Origin of the sequence: Streptomyces sp. NPDC048442 (genome assembly GCF_040651475.1) — a bacterium.
In the GTDB taxonomy this organism is placed as follows: domain Bacteria; phylum Actinomycetota; class Actinomycetes; order Streptomycetales; family Streptomycetaceae; genus Streptomyces.
Genome location: NZ_JBEZKB010000026.1, coordinates 119,100 through 134,220, shown reverse-complemented (window position 1 = coordinate 134,220; position 15,121 = coordinate 119,100). Strand labels below are relative to the sequence as shown.

Below are 15,121 nucleotides of genomic sequence, written 5' to 3'. Positions count from 1 at the left end.
GGACGTTCGACGGCGGCGCGGGCGAGGCACGCTCGCCGTCGTGGGCCACCTCCGTCGGCTCCGGGACGTGCCCGTGGCCCCGGCCTACTGCTCGGCGGCCGAACCGACGGCTCCGGACGCGGTACGGCGGCTGCGCGCAGGGCCACCACAGGATCGCGATCGCCGGTCGCCGGTCGCCGGTCATCCCTGCATCGACGAGGCGTGGGTCAGCGAAGAGGTACTGGAGCAACCTCGCTAGCCACCTCACCGAGATTCATCACTGTGAGTGATGACACGAACACACTTTGCTGCTTTTCTTGTTCGTATGAACACGCAGCGCAAGCTCCTTGTCCGTGCGGCCCTCGTCGCCGCCCTCGCCCCCGTCGCTCCTCTCGCCGCCGCGCCGGCCAGTGCCACGCCCGCTTCGACCGTCGCCGCCACCCCCTCCTCCACCGCCGTCCGGGGTGAGACCCGTGCACCCGCCATCGAGGTCAACCACTTCTTCAAGAGCTACCGCAAGTCCGTCCTCGGCACGGGATCCCGTACCCCCGAAGAGGTCCGCAGGGCGCACCTCACCGCCGAGCTGGACGCCCGCCTCACCGAGTGGGCCGCGCAGAACCACGCCGACCCCGTGATGCGCGCGCAGAACGTCCCCAAGGACTGGAAGGTGCGCAACCACTCCATGACGGCCACCACCGCCACGGTGATCGTGACCGAGATCTGGGGCGGCAGCCCGGACACGGAGGTCTGGTACACGGTCCGCCGCTCCGACCTGAAGATCACCGACCTGACGGATCCGCCGATGGGAGGGTAATCGCCGGCCACGGCGCGGCTGTCCGCTCACACACCGGGCACATCACTCCCTAACCTTCCCTGTTCTTCGTTCTGATGGAGACGCGATAGGGTTCCTTTCCGTACCTGGAACAGGAAGAGACGGGGGACCGCGCCGTGGCGCAGCAGTTCTACTCGGTGGATCAGGTGGCGGGCCTGCTCGATCTGCACGTCAAGACCGTCCGGGCGTACGTCCGCGAGGGCCGGCTCAGGGCGACCCGGATCGGCAAGCAGTACCGGATCGCACGCGAGGACCTGGAGGCGTTCACCGGAGGATCCGTCACTCCGGCCGCCCCCGCTCCCGTACTCCGCACGCGGCATGTCGAGGTGTCCAGCATCGTGCAGATCGACGTGATCGGCCCCGACGAGGTGTCCCGGCTGAGCAATGCGCTCATGGCCACCGTCGGCAGCCGGCACGGCAGTCGGGGCGAGGGGCCGTACGAGGACCGGGTGCGGGTGGAGACCGTCTACGACGAGGAACGGGCCTCCCTCAAGGTCATCGCGCTGGGCAGCCCGGCCGTCACCGCAGACCTGCTGAAGATCGTCGAAGCGCTCACCTCGGAGGCAGCCGAAACGGTCGGAGCGGCCCGAGCGACCGAAGCGACCGGAGCGACCAGAGCGACCGGAGTGACCCAAGAGCCGGAAGGGGCCCCGCCCCGTGGCTGACGGAGGACAGTCCCGAGCCTCGGACGCCACCCAGATGGTCCCACTGCCGTCCGGCACCGTGCTGTTGTCCGACCGGCGTACGCAGCGCACCTGGCCGGTCGAGGTGGCCTCGTACCGGCTCGCCGCGTACTCCGTCACCCAGGCCGAGTACGTACGGATCACCGGGGAGCGGCCCAGCAGTGCCCCGCCGCGGGACCGGCTGCCCGTGGAGGGGGTTTCGTGGTGGGACGCGGTCCGTTTCTGCAATGCGCTGTCCTCGTTCGAGGGACTGCCGGCCGCGTACCGGATCGGGGCCGAGAGCGTCGAGTGGGACAGGTCCGCCGACGGGTACCGGCTGCCGACCGAGGCCGAGTGGGAGTACGCCTGCCGTGCCGGTACGGACGGCCCCCGGTACGGGCCGCTCGACGAGATCGCCTGGCACCGCGGCAACTCGGACGAGCTCCCGCACGAGGTCGGCGGCCTGCGGCCCAACTCCTGGGGCCTGCACGACATGCTCGGCAACGTGTGGGAGTGGTGCTGGGACGTGTACGACGCCGAGGTCTACGGCACGTACCGGGTACTGCGCGGCGGCGGCTGGTTCGACGAGCGATGGAGCTGCCGGGCCTCGGTGCGGCGCCGCAGCCACCCCACGCTGCTCCTCGACGATGTGGGGTTCCGCGTCGCACGCGGTGCCCCGTAGGTGCAGGGTGGAAGCGTGAACGACATCAGCAGCCGCGCCGACATCGACGCCCTCCTGCGCAGGTTCTACGCGACGGCCTTCGAGGACCGGCTGATCGGCCCGTACTTCACGGAGATCGCCGGCGTCGAGCTGGAGGCTCACCTGCCGCACATCGGCGACTTCTGGGAGAGCGCCCTGCTGCGCACCGCCCCGTACCGCCGCAACGCCCTCGCCCCGCACCAACGCCTGCACCGGGCAAGGCCGTTGACCGCCGAGCACTTCGGGCGCTGGCTCCAGCTGTGGCGGGCCGCCGTCGACGGGATGTACGCGGGCCCGGTCGCCGACCACGCCAAGGCGCAGGGCGAACGCGTGGCCCGGGTGATGCCGAAACGGCTGGACGACGCCGGGACCACGGCACCGGACGACACGGACGAGACCTTTGGCACCGGCTTCGTACCGCTGTCGGCCGTCGAGCTGCGCTCGCGGCCCGAACCGGGGCAGCCCGAACCGGGGCGGCCCGCGATCTAGGGTCTGCCCGTCCCACACCCGCCCGACGACCGTAGATCACATTCGAAAACCCTTTCCCACCAGGGCATTTCAAAGCTACGCTCAGCCGTCGTGACCACCGTAAAAGAGCACTTCAGCGTCTACCACTTCTCCCAGGCCAACCCCGAGGGTCCGGGCAGCGACAACGTACCGGCCCTCCTGCGGCGGGTCGCCGACAGCATCGACGATCTCGGAGCGGTAGAGGTCCAGGACGTGGTCGTGTTCTCGGAGTTCGCCGACGACGGCGAGCTCCAGTTCTCCGCGACGGTTTACTACCACCTCTCCGACGACCAGGAGGACTGAGCGCTCCCCCGGAGGGGTCCCCGTCGGCAGCTCGGTTCGGCGATCCGGCCGGGGGCTGCGGTGGCTTCCTCAGCGTCCGATCGTGAACCGGGTCCGGTGGTGCTTGGGGTGTTCCGCCTCGTCGAGCACGGCGATCGCGAAGTCCTCCATGGATACACCGGAGTTGCCGTCCGCGTCGACGAGCAGTTCGTCGGTGCCCAGGCGGTACGTTCCGGTGCGCACGCCGGGTTCGAAGACGGCGGGCGGGCTCAGGTAGGCCCAGTCGACGGCGGGGCCTGCGGCGCGGCACACGGCGAGCTGGTCGTTGCAGGCGAGGGCGATGGGGAGCAGGGCGGGCGGGAAGTCCGGTCCTTCGGCGAGGATGAGGTCGCTGCCGGGAAGGCGGAGGCTGCCTGCACCGCCGAGCAGGAGGAGTCGTACGCCGGCACGGGAGAGGCCCGCGAGCAGGGCTCTGGCCGCGTCCGCAAGCTGCGCCTCCTGGCCCGGCGCCGGGCGGGTCGCGCTGATCAACAGGTCCTGCCCTGCGCTGAGTTCGGCCACGCTGTCGGGGTCGAGGGCGTTGCCGGTACGGTGCCGGGCGGCAGGGTGCAGAGCGCCGAAGCGGGCCGGGTCGCGGGTGACGGCGGTGACGTCGTGGCCCCGGTCGAGGGCCTCGGTGACGATACGGCTTCCGGCGGCGCCGGTGGCTCCCAGAACGGTGATGCGCATGAGAGCTCGTCACTCCTGTGCAGTTGAGGTGGGTTGGCGTCAGCGCGCGGAGGAGTTGGCGCGCGGAGGCTTCAGCGTGCAGAGGCGGCAACGCGTACCTGCTGCGGCTCGGGCGTGAGGGGGTCGGCGCTCTTGCGGCGCGGGCGCAGTTGCGCGAGTGCGACTGCCGCCAGGGCGAGCAGTGCGCCCAGCAGTTGGAGCGCGGTGAGCTGCTGGCCGAGGACGATCCAGCCGAGGAGGGTGGCGACCAGCGGGCTGAGCAGGCCGAGGAAGGTGACCTCGGTCGGCGAGAGCGCCTTGATGCCGCGGAACCACAGGGCGTACGAGAGGGCCGCGCCGATCAGCGTCAGATAGCCGAACCCGATGAGGTTCTCACCGGTGAGGGAGGACGGCGGCGGTCCCTCCACGAACAGCGCGACGGGCACCAACAGCAGTCCGCCCGCGACGAGTTGCCACCCCGTGGTGGCGAGCAGCGGCGCCGGGGAGGTCCAGCGCTTACTGAGCACGACGCCGGTCGCCATGACGACCGCACCGCCGAGCGCGGCGGCCACACCGACCGCATCCAGCCGGGCATCGGCACGCAGTACGAGCAGGGCGACTCCGGTGATGCCGATCACCGCCGCGAGCAGCGTACGCAGCGCGAGTCGCTGACCGAGCAGCGCGGCGGACAGCCCGGCCACCAGCAGGGGCTGTACGGAACCGACGGTGGCGGCGACCCCGCCCGGGAGGCGGTAGGCGGCGACGAAGAGGAGCGCGAGGAAGATGCCTATGTTGAGCGCGCCGAGAACGAGGGACTTCCACCACCAACTCCCCTTCGGCAGACGCCTGGTGAGGAGCAGGAGGAGCAGCCCCGCCGGAAGCGCGCGCAGTACGGCGGCGAGCAACGGGCGGTCGGGAGGCAGGAGTTCGGTGGTGACGAGGTAGGTGGAGCCCCAGACGGCAGGGGCGGAGGCAGTGAGCAGCACTAGGCCGGTTCGATTTCTTAGCACTAAGACAACATATCTCACCGCTAAGAGATCAGCTAGGGTGAATTCCATGACGGATGCAGCAGCGGGCAGGGAAGCCGACGCGAGTACGGGCGCGGACGCAGGCACGGATCACGTGGACCTCGTACTGGAACAGTGGCACGAACAGCGCCCCGACCTGGACGTTTCACCGATGGCGGTGATCGGGCGGCTGAAGCGGCTGACCCTGCTGATCGAGCCGGTGATGAAGCACACCTTCGCCTCGCACGGCCTGGATCCGGCGTCCTTCGACGTCCTGGCGACCCTGCGCCGCAACGGTCCGGACCGCCACCTCACCCCCGCCGAGCTGATGCGGTCGGCGATGGTCACCTCCGGCGCGGTCACCCAGCGCCTGGACCGCCTCCAGGAGCGCGGTCTGGTCACCCGCAGGCCGAGCCCCACCGACGGCCGGGTGGTCCAAGTCGCCCTGACGGAGAAGGGGTTGGCGCTGATCGAAGGGGCGCTGCCGGACCATCTGGCCACCGAGGCGGGGCTGCTGTCGGCGCTGCCCCCCGCCGAGCTGGCCCATCTGGCGGAGTCGCTGAAGGCGCTGCTGCTGGGCCTGGGGGACGGCTGCTGACCGGCCTCGCGCCACCCCGCCCACGCCACCCCACCCACGCCGCCCCCAGCGGTGCGGGCGACGCGGGCGGGTGAAGCTCAGGCCATGCGCGGGTCGGGCCTGAGTACGGCGAACGGGGCGCCGACCGGGTCGGCGAGCAGGGCCATCCGGCCGACTTCCGGGATGTCTGTCGCGGGGAAGACGACGGAGCCGCCGTTCTCCTGCACCTTGGCGACCAGTACATCGGTGTCGGGGACGGAGAAGTAGGCGGTCCAGTGCGTCTTCTCGTCCTCCGGCGCCGGTGCGATCCCGCCGAAGGAGGCGTCCTGCTGGTCGCCCTCGGCGGTGGAGAGCACGGTGTACGGCATGCCGGGCATGTCCATCTGCTGCCCCCGCCAGCCGAACAGGCCGCGGTAGAAGGACAGCGCTGCCGAGGGGTCGGGGGTGTGCAGCTCGGCCCAGAGCAGCGTGTGGTCCTCCGACGTCGCCTCCAGGCCGGCGAAAGCCGCAGGCTGCCAGACGGCGAACTCGGCACCGGCCGGGTCCGTGAGACACGCCATCCGGCCCGCGTCCATGACGTCGAACGCCTCGGCCCGGACGGTCCCGCCCGCCTGCTCCACGGCCTTGGCGGTGGCGTCCGCGTCCGGTGTCTTGAAGTACACGGTCCAGGCCGGGCTCGCCCCCTCCTCGGTGAGAGGCCCCACGGCGGCAACCGTACGGCCGTCCTTCCGGAAGAAGCCGTACCCGCCCGCCTCGGGGCCGGCCGACTGGAAGTCCCAGCCGAAGACGGCGCCGTAGAACGAGGCCGAGGCCTCGACGTCGGGGCTGCCGAGGTCGAGCCAGTTGGGTGCGCCGGTGACGAAGTCGGTGGTGAGCATCGCGATGCCCTGCCTTTCTCCGCTGCGGATGGCTGCGGAATGACTGCTGAATGACTTGAGCGACTACCGAATGGCTACGGATGACTACTGAACGTCCCTTGCGAATCGTATAGGCGATGCCAGTGACATTCAGGTCGAATCAAACCCGGGGGCGACCCGGGCGGGCGGGCACGAGGGGTGACATGGGTCATGGGCGGCCGGTCTCACAGTTCCGCGAGCTGTGCCGTCTACCGGTTGGATGCGGCGCGCGTTCCACGCCGTAACCGGCCCGAAGCAGCCGAAGCAGCCGAAGCCCCGAAAGAGGAGAAGCCGTGGAAACCCTGACCGTACGACGCGTCATCGCAGCGCCCATCGCCGAGGTGTTCGACTGGTGCGCCACGACCACCAACTACACCCGCTCCCCGTGGGTCCTGCGGGCACGACTGGCACGGCCCGGCGCGGGTGCACCGTACGGAGTGGGCGCCGTACGCCTGCACACCTGGACGATCGGCTGGTTCCGCGAACGGATCACCGACTACCACGCGCCGTACGCCTTCGACTACACGGTGGAACGCAGCTTCCCGCCGGCCCGGCACGAGCTCGGCCGGATGACCTTCGCCGAGGTCGACGGGGGCACCGAGGTCGTCTGGACGACCACTTTCCAAGTCGGCCTGCCCTTCTTCGGTGCGGCCCTCACCCGCGCGGTCGGCAGGCCCGTCGTCGGCCACGCCTTCGGCAAGATCCTCGAAGCTGCCGACACGGCGCTCACCGGCGGCGGCCGCCCGGTGTCCCACTAGCCGAGCGCGGGACGCGATCCCTCAGGCCGGGTGCGTGAGTGCGCCAGGCCGCCACGAAGATCTCCACGGTCAGACTGCGGCGCACCTCGTCGGCGTGGTCGCCGGCCCGGCCGTTCACCGCTTCGCCCAGGGCCCGCGTGGTGTCCTGGCAGTAACCCAGGCTGTGCGCCTGCAGCGCGGAGCTGGCTGCGAAGGTCGCCGCGGGAGACCTGTCCGGAGCCGGTACTGGTGCCGGATCCGGTGCCGGAACCGGAGCCGAGGCGCTGGCCGTCGGCTTCACCCATGCCTTGCATGTCGTGCTGTACGGAACGGCCGCCGTGTGTGCGGTCGGCGCGGTGGCCATCGCCGTCGCACTGGCCCCGCCGCGCCGGAACGCCCCCGGGTCGTCACCCGCTCCCGACGACTCCCGGCTGCCCGTAAAGGTGGCCTGACCGGGCCTGACCGGGCCTGACGGTGCGCGATGGCCGCCCGGCCCGGCCCCGGATCGCCGTACGCGTGCATTCGTAATTCGAACAGACGTACGCTTCTCATATGTCTTCCCACTCCGCCTCCTTCCCCGAGGACCTCCTCGACCTCCAGCAGCAGCTCCACCAGGCCCAGGCCGACTTCCACGCTCTCGCCACCGCTCCCCCCTGGGGTGCCGAGTCCGCGCCCGTATTCACCGAGGAGGCGGTGGATCAGGTCGAGGAGCTGTGGGAGCGGATACGCGAGCTGACCATGGCGGTCAATGAGCATCCGTACTGGACGGCGGCGGGCGACGGGCGGGTGAACCACGCCCGGCGGGGGCTGCGGGTCGTGGGTGGCGAAGGTGACGGCGGCCGGGGGGCGGGGGCCGCGTAGTGCGGTCCGCCCGTCCCGCTCGCGTCACCCCAGCTGCTTCTTCCGGTGGTCGCCCCTGTCCGGCTCCGGGTCCGCCCCGGAGCCCGTACCTGGACCACAGGGCGCGCTGTACGAGGAGTGTCAGGGTGCCCGCGATGAGCATTCCGGCGAGGTTCACGCCGAGTTGGATCAGGGAGGCGCTCACCTCGTTCCAGTGGCCGAGCGGGACGGCCACCGCGAGGTTTCCGGCGGCGGGCACGGTGGTGACGGAGATGAAGACGCCGACCAGGGTGGAGGACTTGCCCGCGGTCATCGACAGGATGCCCGCGATGCCGGCCAGCAGCGCCACGATGAAGGACCACCGGTCGGGGTGGATGATGAAGTCGGTCAGCGGCCGGTCGTCGAGCATGGCCGGTTCGATCCAGCCCAGCAGCCGGCCCGCCGTCGCACACGCCATGGTGATCAGCACGGCGGCGGTGAAGCCGGCGACGAGGGTACGGGCGGCGGTGCCGACCAGGGCCGCCCGGCGGCTCATCACCCCGAAACAGATCGCCGCCACCGGCCCGAACTCCGGCCCCAGCACCATCGCGCCGACTATCAGGATGGGCTGATCGAGCAGCGCACCGATCGCCGCGATCTGCGTGGCCAGCGCGAGGAAGGCGAGGAACGCCCAGGTCAGGCGGGTCTCCGAGGACGTACGGGCAACCAGCTCGTCCCACACCACGGCGTCGTCCGGGTCACCCGGAGCGTCCTCTTCCGCCTTCTCGGCGGCCGAGGAGATCGACAGGTCGAGCTGCTCGACGGTGATGCCGCCGGTCTCCTTCAGACCGAGGTCGCGCAGCGCGCCGAGGACACCGTTGGCCGCTTCTCTGGCCACGTCGAACTCGACGAGGTCACCCGCGGGGGCGTGCGCGGCGCCGGGCAACTTGAGGACGTTGACGACGGCCGGACTGTCGATCGCGATCCGCAGCACCTCGTCCGTACGGTCGGCAGGGCTGATCACTCTTACATGCAGCATGACGGGCATTGTGCCTGGCGTTGGCCGAAAGGTTGCACGGGCATGAGACAGGTTGCACGGGCATGAGCGATACGGCGATCTTCGGGACCCGTGTGATCCTCCCGCGTGATTCGCTCATACTGTCCGGATGGATACCGCCGCCGCGTACGAGGCCCGACGCTGGCTCGCCGAGGACGGCATCACGCAGGTCGGGCCCGACGAGTGGACCGACGGCGAGACTCCTGAGGGGCGGCTCGATTCCGGTCAACTCGCCTACGAGCAGGCCGGGTTGGTGTTCACCGACGAACGGCTGGACGTGGCGGGGCAGGTCCGTCTCGCGTTCGGGCTGCTCGATGTGCTCGACCAGTACTGGGTGACGGTCGAGATCCGGTTCGCCCACCGGGGCCCGGCCGGCCCCCTGCCCGCCGAGGTCCTCTGGGACTGCTACCGGCAGCGGCTGGAGGCGCCCCGGGTGTCCGAGGCCGTCACGTACTCCCTGTGGGTCGACTGGTTCGAGGACGGGAAGACGTCGGCGGACGCGTTCGAGGAGGTAATCGGCCGCGACGCCGAGCGGTTGGCCGTGGGCGCCCCCGAGGCGCTGCTCCGCCGGGCCGGGCGCGTACTGGAGTGCTCGGGTCCGGTCCCCTGGGAGACGAAACTTCCGGTCCTCCGGGCGGCGGCACGGGTCCCAGCCCTCCAACTCCCCCTCTTCAAGGTCCTGTTGACCGGCTACCACGACGTCTACGGGAAACTGCGGCCCGACACCGCGCTCGCCCTCCTCGACGAACTGGACCTCCCGCCCGGCACCGAGCACGTCGCGGAACTGCGCGCCGTCCTGGCCGCCGGGCACACCAACCACCACCGGAATCCGGGGGCGTGGGAGGAGGCGGTGCGGGCGCAGGCCCGGCCGTAGCCGAATCCAGTTGTCACGCCGAGCGTCCGCTGACAAGCTCCCGATCATGACTACCCTCTCCCCTTCCTCCACCCCCTCACCTGCGCCCTTCACCTTCTCCGCCCCCGACGGGACCCGGCTCGCCTACCGCATCACCGGCGCCGGGGCCGGTACGGACGCCGTCGACGAAGCCCCCGTCGTCTGTCTCCCCGGCGGCCCCATGCAGGACCCCCGCTACCTGGGCGACCTCGGCGGGCTGGACCGGCACCGTCGGCTGCTCTTCCCCGACCTGCGCGGAACCGGGCGTTCCGAGATTCCGGCGGACCCCTCCTCGTACCGCTGCGACCGTCTCGTGGACGACATCGAGGCGCTGCGCGTGCACCTCGGGCTCGACCGGATCGACCTCCTCGCGCACTGCGCGGGCGCGAATCTCGCGGCGCTGTACCTCGCCCGGTACCCGGAGCGCGTCGGCAGGCTCGCGCTGATCACCCCCAGCACCGCAGCCGTGGGCATCCCGATCACGTCCGCGACGCGGCTCGCGAACGCGCAACTTCGTCAGGACGAGCCGTGGTTCCCGGAGGCGTTCGCCGCGCTGGAGTCCCTCAACTCGGGTACGGGTGCGCCGAAGCCCGGTGACATTGAGGCGATCGCTCCGTTCTTCTGGGGACGCTGGGACGCGGCGGCCCAGGAGCAGCACGCGGCGGCGAGTACACCGGCCAACCCGGACGCCGCGCGGCTCTACGGCTCCGAGGGCGCGTACGACCCGGAGGCCACACGTGCGGCGCTGGCGAAGCGCGAGGCGCCCGTGTTCCTGCTGGCCGGGGAGGTCGACCTGAACAGCCCGCCGCAGTCGACGGCCGACTTCGCGGCCCTGTTCCCCGACGCCACCCTCGTCGTGCTGCCGGGGGCGGGGCACTCGCCGTGGGTCGACGACCCGGAGGCGTTCGTGACGGCGACGGCGGGTTTCCTGGGCTGAGCCCGCCACGCCTCACCCGGTGCCGGAGGCGGTGTCGGCGGCGGTGCCGGCTGCGGCCGGTTGCCAGTCGGGGCCCTGGTTCCAGGAGAGGGTGTCGAAGGAGTCGGGGACCTTGCCGCAGGGGGAGTAGACGTCGACGGACAGGGCGCGGTTGCGGGAGTTCCACATGACGCTGATTCCGTCGCCGCGCGCGTCCGTGTCGCCGTCGGAGGCGAACTCGTCGAAGACGAAGCCGAGTTCGACGAAGCCGCCCCCCTGGCCGCCACCGCCCCCGTCGCCGCCCCCGTCGCCGCCCCTGTTGTACCTGAGGTGCCAGCCCTCGGCCACCAGGTGGCTCCGCAGCCGCTCGACCGCCGTGCGCGCCTCGGCGTCGGAGATGTCCGGCACGCTCCAGTCGAGGCCGAAGGTCACGACGCCCGGCTGCGGACGGTCGATGTGGGCGAAGGCCTGAAGGCCGTGGTAGTAGCAGACGCCGGTGTCCCTGCGCTCCTGCTCCACCGTGGCAGCCGTTGACGCGGGGAGGCCGAAATGGTCGTACACGTCCTGGGAGCGCTGATCCAGCCGCCGGGAGACGGCATCGGGGTCGACGGGCGGGTAGGGCGCCCCGTACCAGAGACTCCGTGCCCCGATCACCCCCGCGACGAGCACCGCCGCACCCAGCCCGAGTGCCGCGGTCCGCGCCCACAGCCGCCGCGTGGACCGTGCGGGCTTCACCGCACGCTCCCGTTCGTTTCCGGCCTCGTGGCATCGCGCAACCGATTGATGATCATGCACCGAACACTAGACACGGGCGGGCCGGCCCGCATGAGTCGTCGTACTCAGAACCGTTCGTGAACGCTGTTCAAGACTTGCACCAGTGGGAGCGCTCCCACCGTGCAGGCATCCGCATCGCGGGGTCAAGGAGGGTGAAGAGTCGAAGATATTCGACAGGGAAAGTCGGTGACGCATCTGTTACTTGACGCCGGTTGGCGCTACGGTCTGCCCCACCAGTGGGAGCGGTCCCCTTCGCTAGGTGCCCCGTCAGGAGCACCTCAGTTGTCAGGAGTCGCTCATGAACCACCCCGTGCATCCCCGTACTTCAGCACCCTCGGTGCTCCACGCGTCCCGGAGACCGGTTCCGTCGCGGCCTTCGTCCGCCTCCTCCCGTAGCCGAACGGGTCTGGCAACGGCCTGCGCACTGCTCATGGCGGCCGGCGTCACGGCCGTGGCGACCGGTTCCGCAGCAGGGGCCGCGGCACCCGGCTGCACCGTCGACTACAAGATCCAGGGACAGTGGAACGGCGGCTTCGGCGCCGATGTGACTGTCACCAACACCGGTGACCCGGTGGCCAGTTGGACCCTTGAGTGGGTCTACGCCGGAGACCAGAAGGTCACCCAGGGCTGGAACGCGACCCTCAGCCAGACCGGTGCCGCCGTCACCGCGAAGAACGTCTCGTACAACGGGAATCTCGGCACCGGCGGTTCCGCGTCCTTCGGCTTCAACGCCAACAACAGCGGCGCGAACTCGGTGCCCGCGACGTTCAAGCTCAACGGCGTGACCTGCAACGGCGGTACGGATCCGGGCCCCGGGCCCACGGATCCGCCCGGCAAGCGGGTGGACAACCCGTACGCGGGCGCGAAGACCTACGTGAACCCGGAGTGGTCCGCGAAGGCGGCGGCCGAGCCGGGCGGTGCGGCAGTCGCCAAGCAGCCGACCGCCGTCTGGCTGGACCGTATCGCCGCCGTCAACGGCAGCGGCACCACCATGGGCCTGAGAGCCCACCTGGACGAGGCCCTGAAGCAGAAGGGGACGGGCGAACTCACCGTCCAGCTGGTGGTCTACAACCTGCCGGGCCGCGACTGTTCCGCGCTCGCCTCCAACGGGGAGCTCGGCCCGACCGAGATCGGCCGGTACAGGAGCGAGTACATCGACCCGCTCGCCGCGATCCTCGCCGACCCCAAGTACGCGGGCCTGCGGATCGTCACGATGGTGGAGATCGACTCGCTGCCCAACCTCGTCACCAACGCCACTCCCCGCCCCACCGCCACCCCCGCCTGCGACGTGATGAAGGCGAACGGCAACTACCAGAAGGGCGTCGGGTACGCGCTCAACAAGCTGGGCGACATCCCCAACGTCTACAACTACGTCGACGCCGGCCACCACGGCTGGCTCGGCTGGGACGACAACTTCACGGCCTCCGCCGAGATGTTCAAGGAGGCCGCCACCACCGAGGGCGCGACCCTCGCCGACGTGCACGGCTTCATCGTGAACACCGCCAACTTCAGCGCCCTCAAGGAGGACCATTTCGCCATCGGCGACAGCGTCAACGGAACCTCCGTACGCCAGTCCAAGTGGGTGGACTGGAACCGGTACACCGACGAGCTGAGCTACGCGCAGGCCATGCGCGCCAAGCTGGTCACACTCGGCTTCGACCCCGGCCTCGGCATGCTGATCGACACCTCCCGCAACGGCTGGGGCGGTACGGCCAGACCGGCCGGCCCCGGACCGCGGACGAGTGTCGACACGTACGTCGACGGCGGGCGCTACGACCGCCGCATCCACCTCGGCAACTGGTGCAACCAGTCCGGGGCGGGCCTCGGCGAACGCCCGACGACCGCGCCCGCAGCCGGAATCGACGCGTACGTGTGGGCCAAGCCGCCGGGAGAGTCCGACGGCGCGAGCAAGGAGATCCCGAACCCCGACGGCAAGGGCTTCGACCGGATGTGCGATCCGACGTACACCGGCAATCCCCGCAACGGGAACAGCCTGTCCGGCGCGCTGCCGAACGCACCGCTGTCCGGTACGTGGTTCTCCGCCCAGTTCCAGGAACTGCTGAAGAACGCCCACCCGGCGCTCTGACCGTGCCCTGACCACGTACTCCGGCGTGGTCGTGCTCAGGCGTGGTCGTACACCGTCACGGCCACGCCTCGTGCGCTCAGGGACTGGGTGATGAGCGGCTCGATACGTTCCCATTTGCCGCCCGCGAGCCCGCAGCCGATGCGTGGCATGTGGACCGATGCCTGGTGGGCGAGGGCATGTGCGGCGACGGCCTCCAGGCCGCGTTCGACCGCGTCGTAACGGATGGGCGGGCCGGCGCTGCCGGTGCGGATGCCGTGCTGGGCGACCATGTTGGCGATCCAGATGTCGGGCTTGACCTGTACCAACTGCACCGCTCCCAGGCCGAAGTCGTTGCCGGCGCGCTCGCGGTGCCAGCGGCGGTACTCCTTCTCCGGTCCTGGCCAGCGGCGCGAGACCGCCACGACGAAGCCCTTGCCCCAGCCGCCGAGGTCGTTGCAGATGTGCGCGATGATCTTCGGCCCCTTGGCCTGGGGGCTGGTGGCATCACCCGCGATGATCTTCAATGGCTCCATTGAGGCATGATGGCCCGGCTGTTGGGCCGCGGTCCAGCGCGTTGATCGCACGTTGTTCACCTCCGTCTGAACTCCGTCTGAACGCAATCCGGTTTCCCGGTCCTTCAGTCCCTCGGTCCCTCGGCCCGCTCTCCCCGGCTGGAAGCGCCGTGGGTGAGGGCCGGCCCCGGGCGCGGAGCCGCTCCCGGCGCAGGGTCGTGGCCTGCGAAGGAGCCGGGCCGGTCGGGTTATCGCTTGAGCGCCCTGTACCGCCGGAGCAGGGCGGTGATCCGGTCCGGCTCCGCCCGGCCGTTGAGCTCCGTGAGGAGGTCGTCGGGGCAGAGTTCATAGTGGTCGCCCCACCAGCGGCGGCCCGAGTTGTCCCATATCCGGTACCCCCCGGGCACGCCCCTGGCCACGTATCTCCGTCTGCTCATGCCGTACAGGGTAGGAGTCAGGCCGCCAGGTGCGCCTGCGACATGTCCCGGACGGGGTCCCCGACAGGCTCCCCGGCAGGGTCCCGGGCGGGGTTCGATGTCGATGCCGCGTCCGCGGCGTGCGTGCAGCACGTCTCGGCCAGAATTGCGTCCGCCGCGGCGAGGGCCGCTTCGATTCCGGACGTCGACGTGGTCACACACAGCGTGTACGTGACGTCGTCCAGGGCGCGCTGCGCCTCGGGCGTCGGGTTCTGGGCGTGGGCGAACCGGGTCTCCGCGTAGCGCGTGAGGAGCGTGCGCAGCACCTTGGGATCGGGCACCAGCATTTAGGGGTTCCCCTTCGTCTCGTCTTGTTGAGTTTTGTGTTCTCGTGTCTCTTGCGTCGCGTACATCGCGTACGTCGTATGTGCCGCGTGCGTCATGTGGTGACACGCCTCCACCTGGTACGCGTGCTCTTGGTGCGACTTCCCACACATCACGGGCGGCACACGGGCGATTTTGCGCCAGAGTGTGCCGCCCGAGATACGGACAGTGAGCAGAGAGTACGCGCAGAACCGTCAGGACGCGATGGGGCCCACCGTCAGTTCGTTCAGGGCTACGTTGCCCCACTGGGTGTTCGCAGCCTTGACGACGAGGCGGGGTGGGGAAGTCGTGACGGGAGCCAGGAGGGTGAGCGTGCGGCGTTCGGCGTTCGGCATTCGGCGTTCGGCGGGCACGGTGGCGGGGAGCGTGACGCCGAGGATGTCGCGGCCGCCGTTGCCG

Annotated in this window: 21 protein-coding genes; 12 read left to right on the top strand and 9 right to left on the bottom strand. The window is 70.4% G+C overall.

Going from position 1 to position 15,121, the window contains the following annotated elements; genetic code table 11:
- Positions 1 to 304 precede the first annotated feature (304 nt).
- From AB0D18_RS31525 to AB0D18_RS31505, 5 genes are all read left to right on the top strand, one after another.
- On the top strand, positions 305 to 793 hold the full coding sequence (locus AB0D18_RS31525) for a hypothetical protein (RefSeq protein ID WP_362426193.1): 489 nt from the start codon (positions 305 to 307) through the stop codon (positions 791 to 793).
- 134 nt (positions 794 to 927) lie between these two features.
- Positions 928 to 1,476 (top strand): helix-turn-helix domain-containing protein, encoded by a 549-nt coding sequence (locus tag AB0D18_RS31520; protein ID WP_362426190.1) that lies wholly within the window; start codon positions 928 to 930, stop codon positions 1,474 to 1,476.
- A gap of 34 nt (positions 1,477 to 1,510) precedes the next feature.
- Positions 1,511 to 2,155, top strand: a complete 645-nt coding sequence (locus AB0D18_RS31515; RefSeq protein ID WP_362426266.1) for an SUMF1/EgtB/PvdO family nonheme iron enzyme — start codon at positions 1,511 to 1,513, stop codon at positions 2,153 to 2,155.
- A 15-nt stretch (positions 2,156 to 2,170) separates the two neighbouring features.
- Positions 2,171 to 2,662 (top strand): group III truncated hemoglobin, encoded by a 492-nt coding sequence (locus AB0D18_RS31510; protein WP_362426187.1) that lies wholly within the window; start codon positions 2,171 to 2,173, stop codon positions 2,660 to 2,662.
- Between the two features lie 90 nt (positions 2,663 to 2,752).
- The gene (locus tag AB0D18_RS31505; RefSeq protein WP_362426184.1) at positions 2,753 to 2,983 is read left to right on the top strand and encodes a hypothetical protein; all 231 of its coding nucleotides are present in this window, start codon (positions 2,753 to 2,755) and stop codon (positions 2,981 to 2,983) included.
- A 69-nt stretch (positions 2,984 to 3,052) separates the two neighbouring features.
- Here AB0D18_RS31505 and AB0D18_RS31500 read toward each other — a convergent pair whose 3' ends face one another.
- Both AB0D18_RS31500 and AB0D18_RS31495 read right to left on the bottom strand, forming a co-directional pair.
- Positions 3,053 to 3,691: an NAD(P)H-binding protein gene (locus AB0D18_RS31500; RefSeq protein ID WP_362426181.1), complete on the bottom strand. Its 639-nt coding sequence runs from the start codon at positions 3,689 to 3,691 to the stop codon at positions 3,053 to 3,055.
- Between the two features lie 71 nt (positions 3,692 to 3,762).
- Positions 3,763 to 4,680, bottom strand: a complete 918-nt coding sequence (locus AB0D18_RS31495; protein ID WP_362426177.1) for an EamA family transporter — start codon at positions 4,678 to 4,680, stop codon at positions 3,763 to 3,765.
- A 46-nt stretch (positions 4,681 to 4,726) separates the two neighbouring features.
- On the opposite strand from AB0D18_RS31495, the gene AB0D18_RS31490 reads away from it, so the two are divergent.
- The gene (locus AB0D18_RS31490; RefSeq protein ID WP_362426174.1) at positions 4,727 to 5,275 is read left to right on the top strand and encodes a MarR family transcriptional regulator; all 549 of its coding nucleotides are present in this window, start codon (positions 4,727 to 4,729) and stop codon (positions 5,273 to 5,275) included.
- A 77-nt stretch (positions 5,276 to 5,352) separates the two neighbouring features.
- On the opposite strand, the gene AB0D18_RS31485 is transcribed toward AB0D18_RS31490, so the two are convergent.
- Positions 5,353 to 6,132 carry a VOC family protein gene (locus AB0D18_RS31485; protein ID WP_362426171.1) on the bottom strand — a complete coding sequence of 260 codons (780 nt, stop codon included), beginning with the start codon at positions 6,130 to 6,132 and terminating at the stop codon, positions 5,353 to 5,355.
- Between the two features lie 311 nt (positions 6,133 to 6,443).
- Here AB0D18_RS31485 and AB0D18_RS31480 point away from each other — a divergent pair, with 311 nt between their 5' ends.
- The 3 genes from AB0D18_RS31480 (at position 6,444) to AB0D18_RS31470 (ending at position 7,748) form a co-directional block, all read left to right on the top strand.
- Positions 6,444 to 6,908, top strand: a complete 465-nt coding sequence (locus AB0D18_RS31480) for an SRPBCC family protein (RefSeq protein ID WP_362426168.1) — start codon at positions 6,444 to 6,446, stop codon at positions 6,906 to 6,908.
- A gap of 296 nt (positions 6,909 to 7,204) precedes the next feature.
- Positions 7,205 to 7,339: a hypothetical protein gene (locus AB0D18_RS31475; protein WP_362426165.1), complete on the top strand. Its 135-nt coding sequence runs from the start codon at positions 7,205 to 7,207 to the stop codon at positions 7,337 to 7,339.
- Positions 7,340 to 7,439: 100 nt separating this feature from the next.
- Positions 7,440 to 7,748 carry a hypothetical protein gene (locus AB0D18_RS31470; RefSeq protein ID WP_362426163.1) on the top strand — a complete coding sequence of 103 codons (309 nt, stop codon included), beginning with the start codon at positions 7,440 to 7,442 and terminating at the stop codon, positions 7,746 to 7,748.
- Here AB0D18_RS31470 and AB0D18_RS31465 read toward each other — a convergent pair.
- Positions 7,633 to 8,745 carry a DUF389 domain-containing protein gene (locus AB0D18_RS31465; protein ID WP_362426161.1) on the bottom strand — a complete coding sequence of 371 codons (1,113 nt, stop codon included), beginning with the start codon at positions 8,743 to 8,745 and terminating at the stop codon, positions 7,633 to 7,635. The two genes, AB0D18_RS31470 and AB0D18_RS31465, sit on opposite strands and share 116 nt — an antisense overlap.
- Positions 8,746 to 8,872: 127 nt before the next feature.
- Here AB0D18_RS31465 and AB0D18_RS31460 point away from each other — a divergent pair, with 127 nt between their 5' ends.
- The gene (locus tag AB0D18_RS31460) at positions 8,873 to 9,637 is read left to right on the top strand and encodes a hypothetical protein (RefSeq protein WP_362426158.1); all 765 of its coding nucleotides are present in this window, start codon (positions 8,873 to 8,875) and stop codon (positions 9,635 to 9,637) included.
- Between the two features lie 46 nt (positions 9,638 to 9,683).
- The gene (locus AB0D18_RS31455) at positions 9,684 to 10,592 is read left to right on the top strand and encodes an alpha/beta hydrolase (RefSeq protein WP_362426155.1); all 909 of its coding nucleotides are present in this window, start codon (positions 9,684 to 9,686) and stop codon (positions 10,590 to 10,592) included.
- Positions 10,593 to 10,604: 12 nt separating this feature from the next.
- On the opposite strand, the gene AB0D18_RS31450 is transcribed toward AB0D18_RS31455, so the two are convergent.
- Positions 10,605 to 11,306 (bottom strand): hypothetical protein, encoded by a 702-nt coding sequence (locus AB0D18_RS31450; protein ID WP_362426152.1) that lies wholly within the window; start codon positions 11,304 to 11,306, stop codon positions 10,605 to 10,607.
- Between the two features lie 469 nt (positions 11,307 to 11,775).
- On the opposite strand from AB0D18_RS31450, the gene AB0D18_RS31445 reads away from it, so the two are divergent.
- Positions 11,776 to 13,431: a glycoside hydrolase family 6 protein gene (locus AB0D18_RS31445; protein WP_362426149.1), complete on the top strand. Its 1,656-nt coding sequence runs from the start codon at positions 11,776 to 11,778 to the stop codon at positions 13,429 to 13,431.
- A gap of 35 nt (positions 13,432 to 13,466) precedes the next feature.
- On the opposite strand, the gene AB0D18_RS31440 is transcribed toward AB0D18_RS31445, so the two are convergent.
- From AB0D18_RS31440 to AB0D18_RS31425, 4 genes are all read right to left on the bottom strand, one after another.
- Positions 13,467 to 13,943: a macro domain-containing protein gene (locus AB0D18_RS31440; RefSeq protein ID WP_362426147.1), complete on the bottom strand. Its 477-nt coding sequence runs from the start codon at positions 13,941 to 13,943 to the stop codon at positions 13,467 to 13,469.
- Between the two features lie 227 nt (positions 13,944 to 14,170).
- Positions 14,171 to 14,359 (bottom strand): hypothetical protein, encoded by a 189-nt coding sequence (locus AB0D18_RS31435; protein ID WP_362426144.1) that lies wholly within the window; start codon positions 14,357 to 14,359, stop codon positions 14,171 to 14,173.
- Positions 14,360 to 14,376: 17 nt separating this feature from the next.
- Positions 14,377 to 14,685: a DUF5133 domain-containing protein gene (locus AB0D18_RS31430; RefSeq protein WP_362426141.1), complete on the bottom strand. Its 309-nt coding sequence runs from the start codon at positions 14,683 to 14,685 to the stop codon at positions 14,377 to 14,379.
- A gap of 231 nt (positions 14,686 to 14,916) precedes the next feature.
- Positions 14,917 to 15,075 carry a hypothetical protein gene (locus tag AB0D18_RS31425; protein ID WP_362426139.1) on the bottom strand — a complete coding sequence of 53 codons (159 nt, stop codon included), beginning with the start codon at positions 15,073 to 15,075 and terminating at the stop codon, positions 14,917 to 14,919.
- Positions 15,076 to 15,121 lie beyond the last annotated feature (46 nt).

Excerpts from the sequence above, each read along its gene's own strand:
- AB0D18_RS31435 (WP_362426144.1), bottom strand. The coding sequence starts at position 14,359 with ATGAGCAGACGGAGATACGTGGCCAGGGGCGTGCCCGGGGGGTACCGG.
- AB0D18_RS31460 (WP_362426158.1), top strand. The coding sequence starts at position 8,873 with ATGGATACCGCCGCCGCGTACGAGGCCCGACGCTGGCTCGCCGAGGAC.
- AB0D18_RS31455 (WP_362426155.1), top strand. The coding sequence starts at position 9,684 with ATGACTACCCTCTCCCCTTCCTCCACCCCCTCACCTGCGCCCTTCACC.
- AB0D18_RS31525 (WP_362426193.1), top strand. The coding sequence starts at position 305 with ATGAACACGCAGCGCAAGCTCCTTGTCCGTGCGGCCCTCGTCGCCGCC.
- AB0D18_RS31430 (WP_362426141.1), bottom strand. The coding sequence starts at position 14,685 with ATGCTGGTGCCCGATCCCAAGGTGCTGCGCACGCTCCTCACGCGCTAC.
- AB0D18_RS31465 (WP_362426161.1), bottom strand. The coding sequence starts at position 8,745 with ATGCTGCATGTAAGAGTGATCAGCCCTGCCGACCGTACGGACGAGGTG.
- AB0D18_RS31470 (WP_362426163.1), top strand. The coding sequence starts at position 7,440 with ATGTCTTCCCACTCCGCCTCCTTCCCCGAGGACCTCCTCGACCTCCAG.
- AB0D18_RS31515 (WP_362426266.1), top strand. The coding sequence starts at position 1,511 with ATGGTCCCACTGCCGTCCGGCACCGTGCTGTTGTCCGACCGGCGTACG.
- AB0D18_RS31490 (WP_362426174.1), top strand. The coding sequence starts at position 4,727 with ATGACGGATGCAGCAGCGGGCAGGGAAGCCGACGCGAGTACGGGCGCG.
- AB0D18_RS31485 (WP_362426171.1), bottom strand. The coding sequence starts at position 6,132 with ATGCTCACCACCGACTTCGTCACCGGCGCACCCAACTGGCTCGACCTC.
- AB0D18_RS31500 (WP_362426181.1), bottom strand. The coding sequence starts at position 3,691 with ATGCGCATCACCGTTCTGGGAGCCACCGGCGCCGCCGGAAGCCGTATC.
- AB0D18_RS31440 (WP_362426147.1), bottom strand. The coding sequence starts at position 13,943 with ATGGAGCCATTGAAGATCATCGCGGGTGATGCCACCAGCCCCCAGGCC.
- AB0D18_RS31445 (WP_362426149.1), top strand. The coding sequence starts at position 11,776 with ATGGCGGCCGGCGTCACGGCCGTGGCGACCGGTTCCGCAGCAGGGGCC.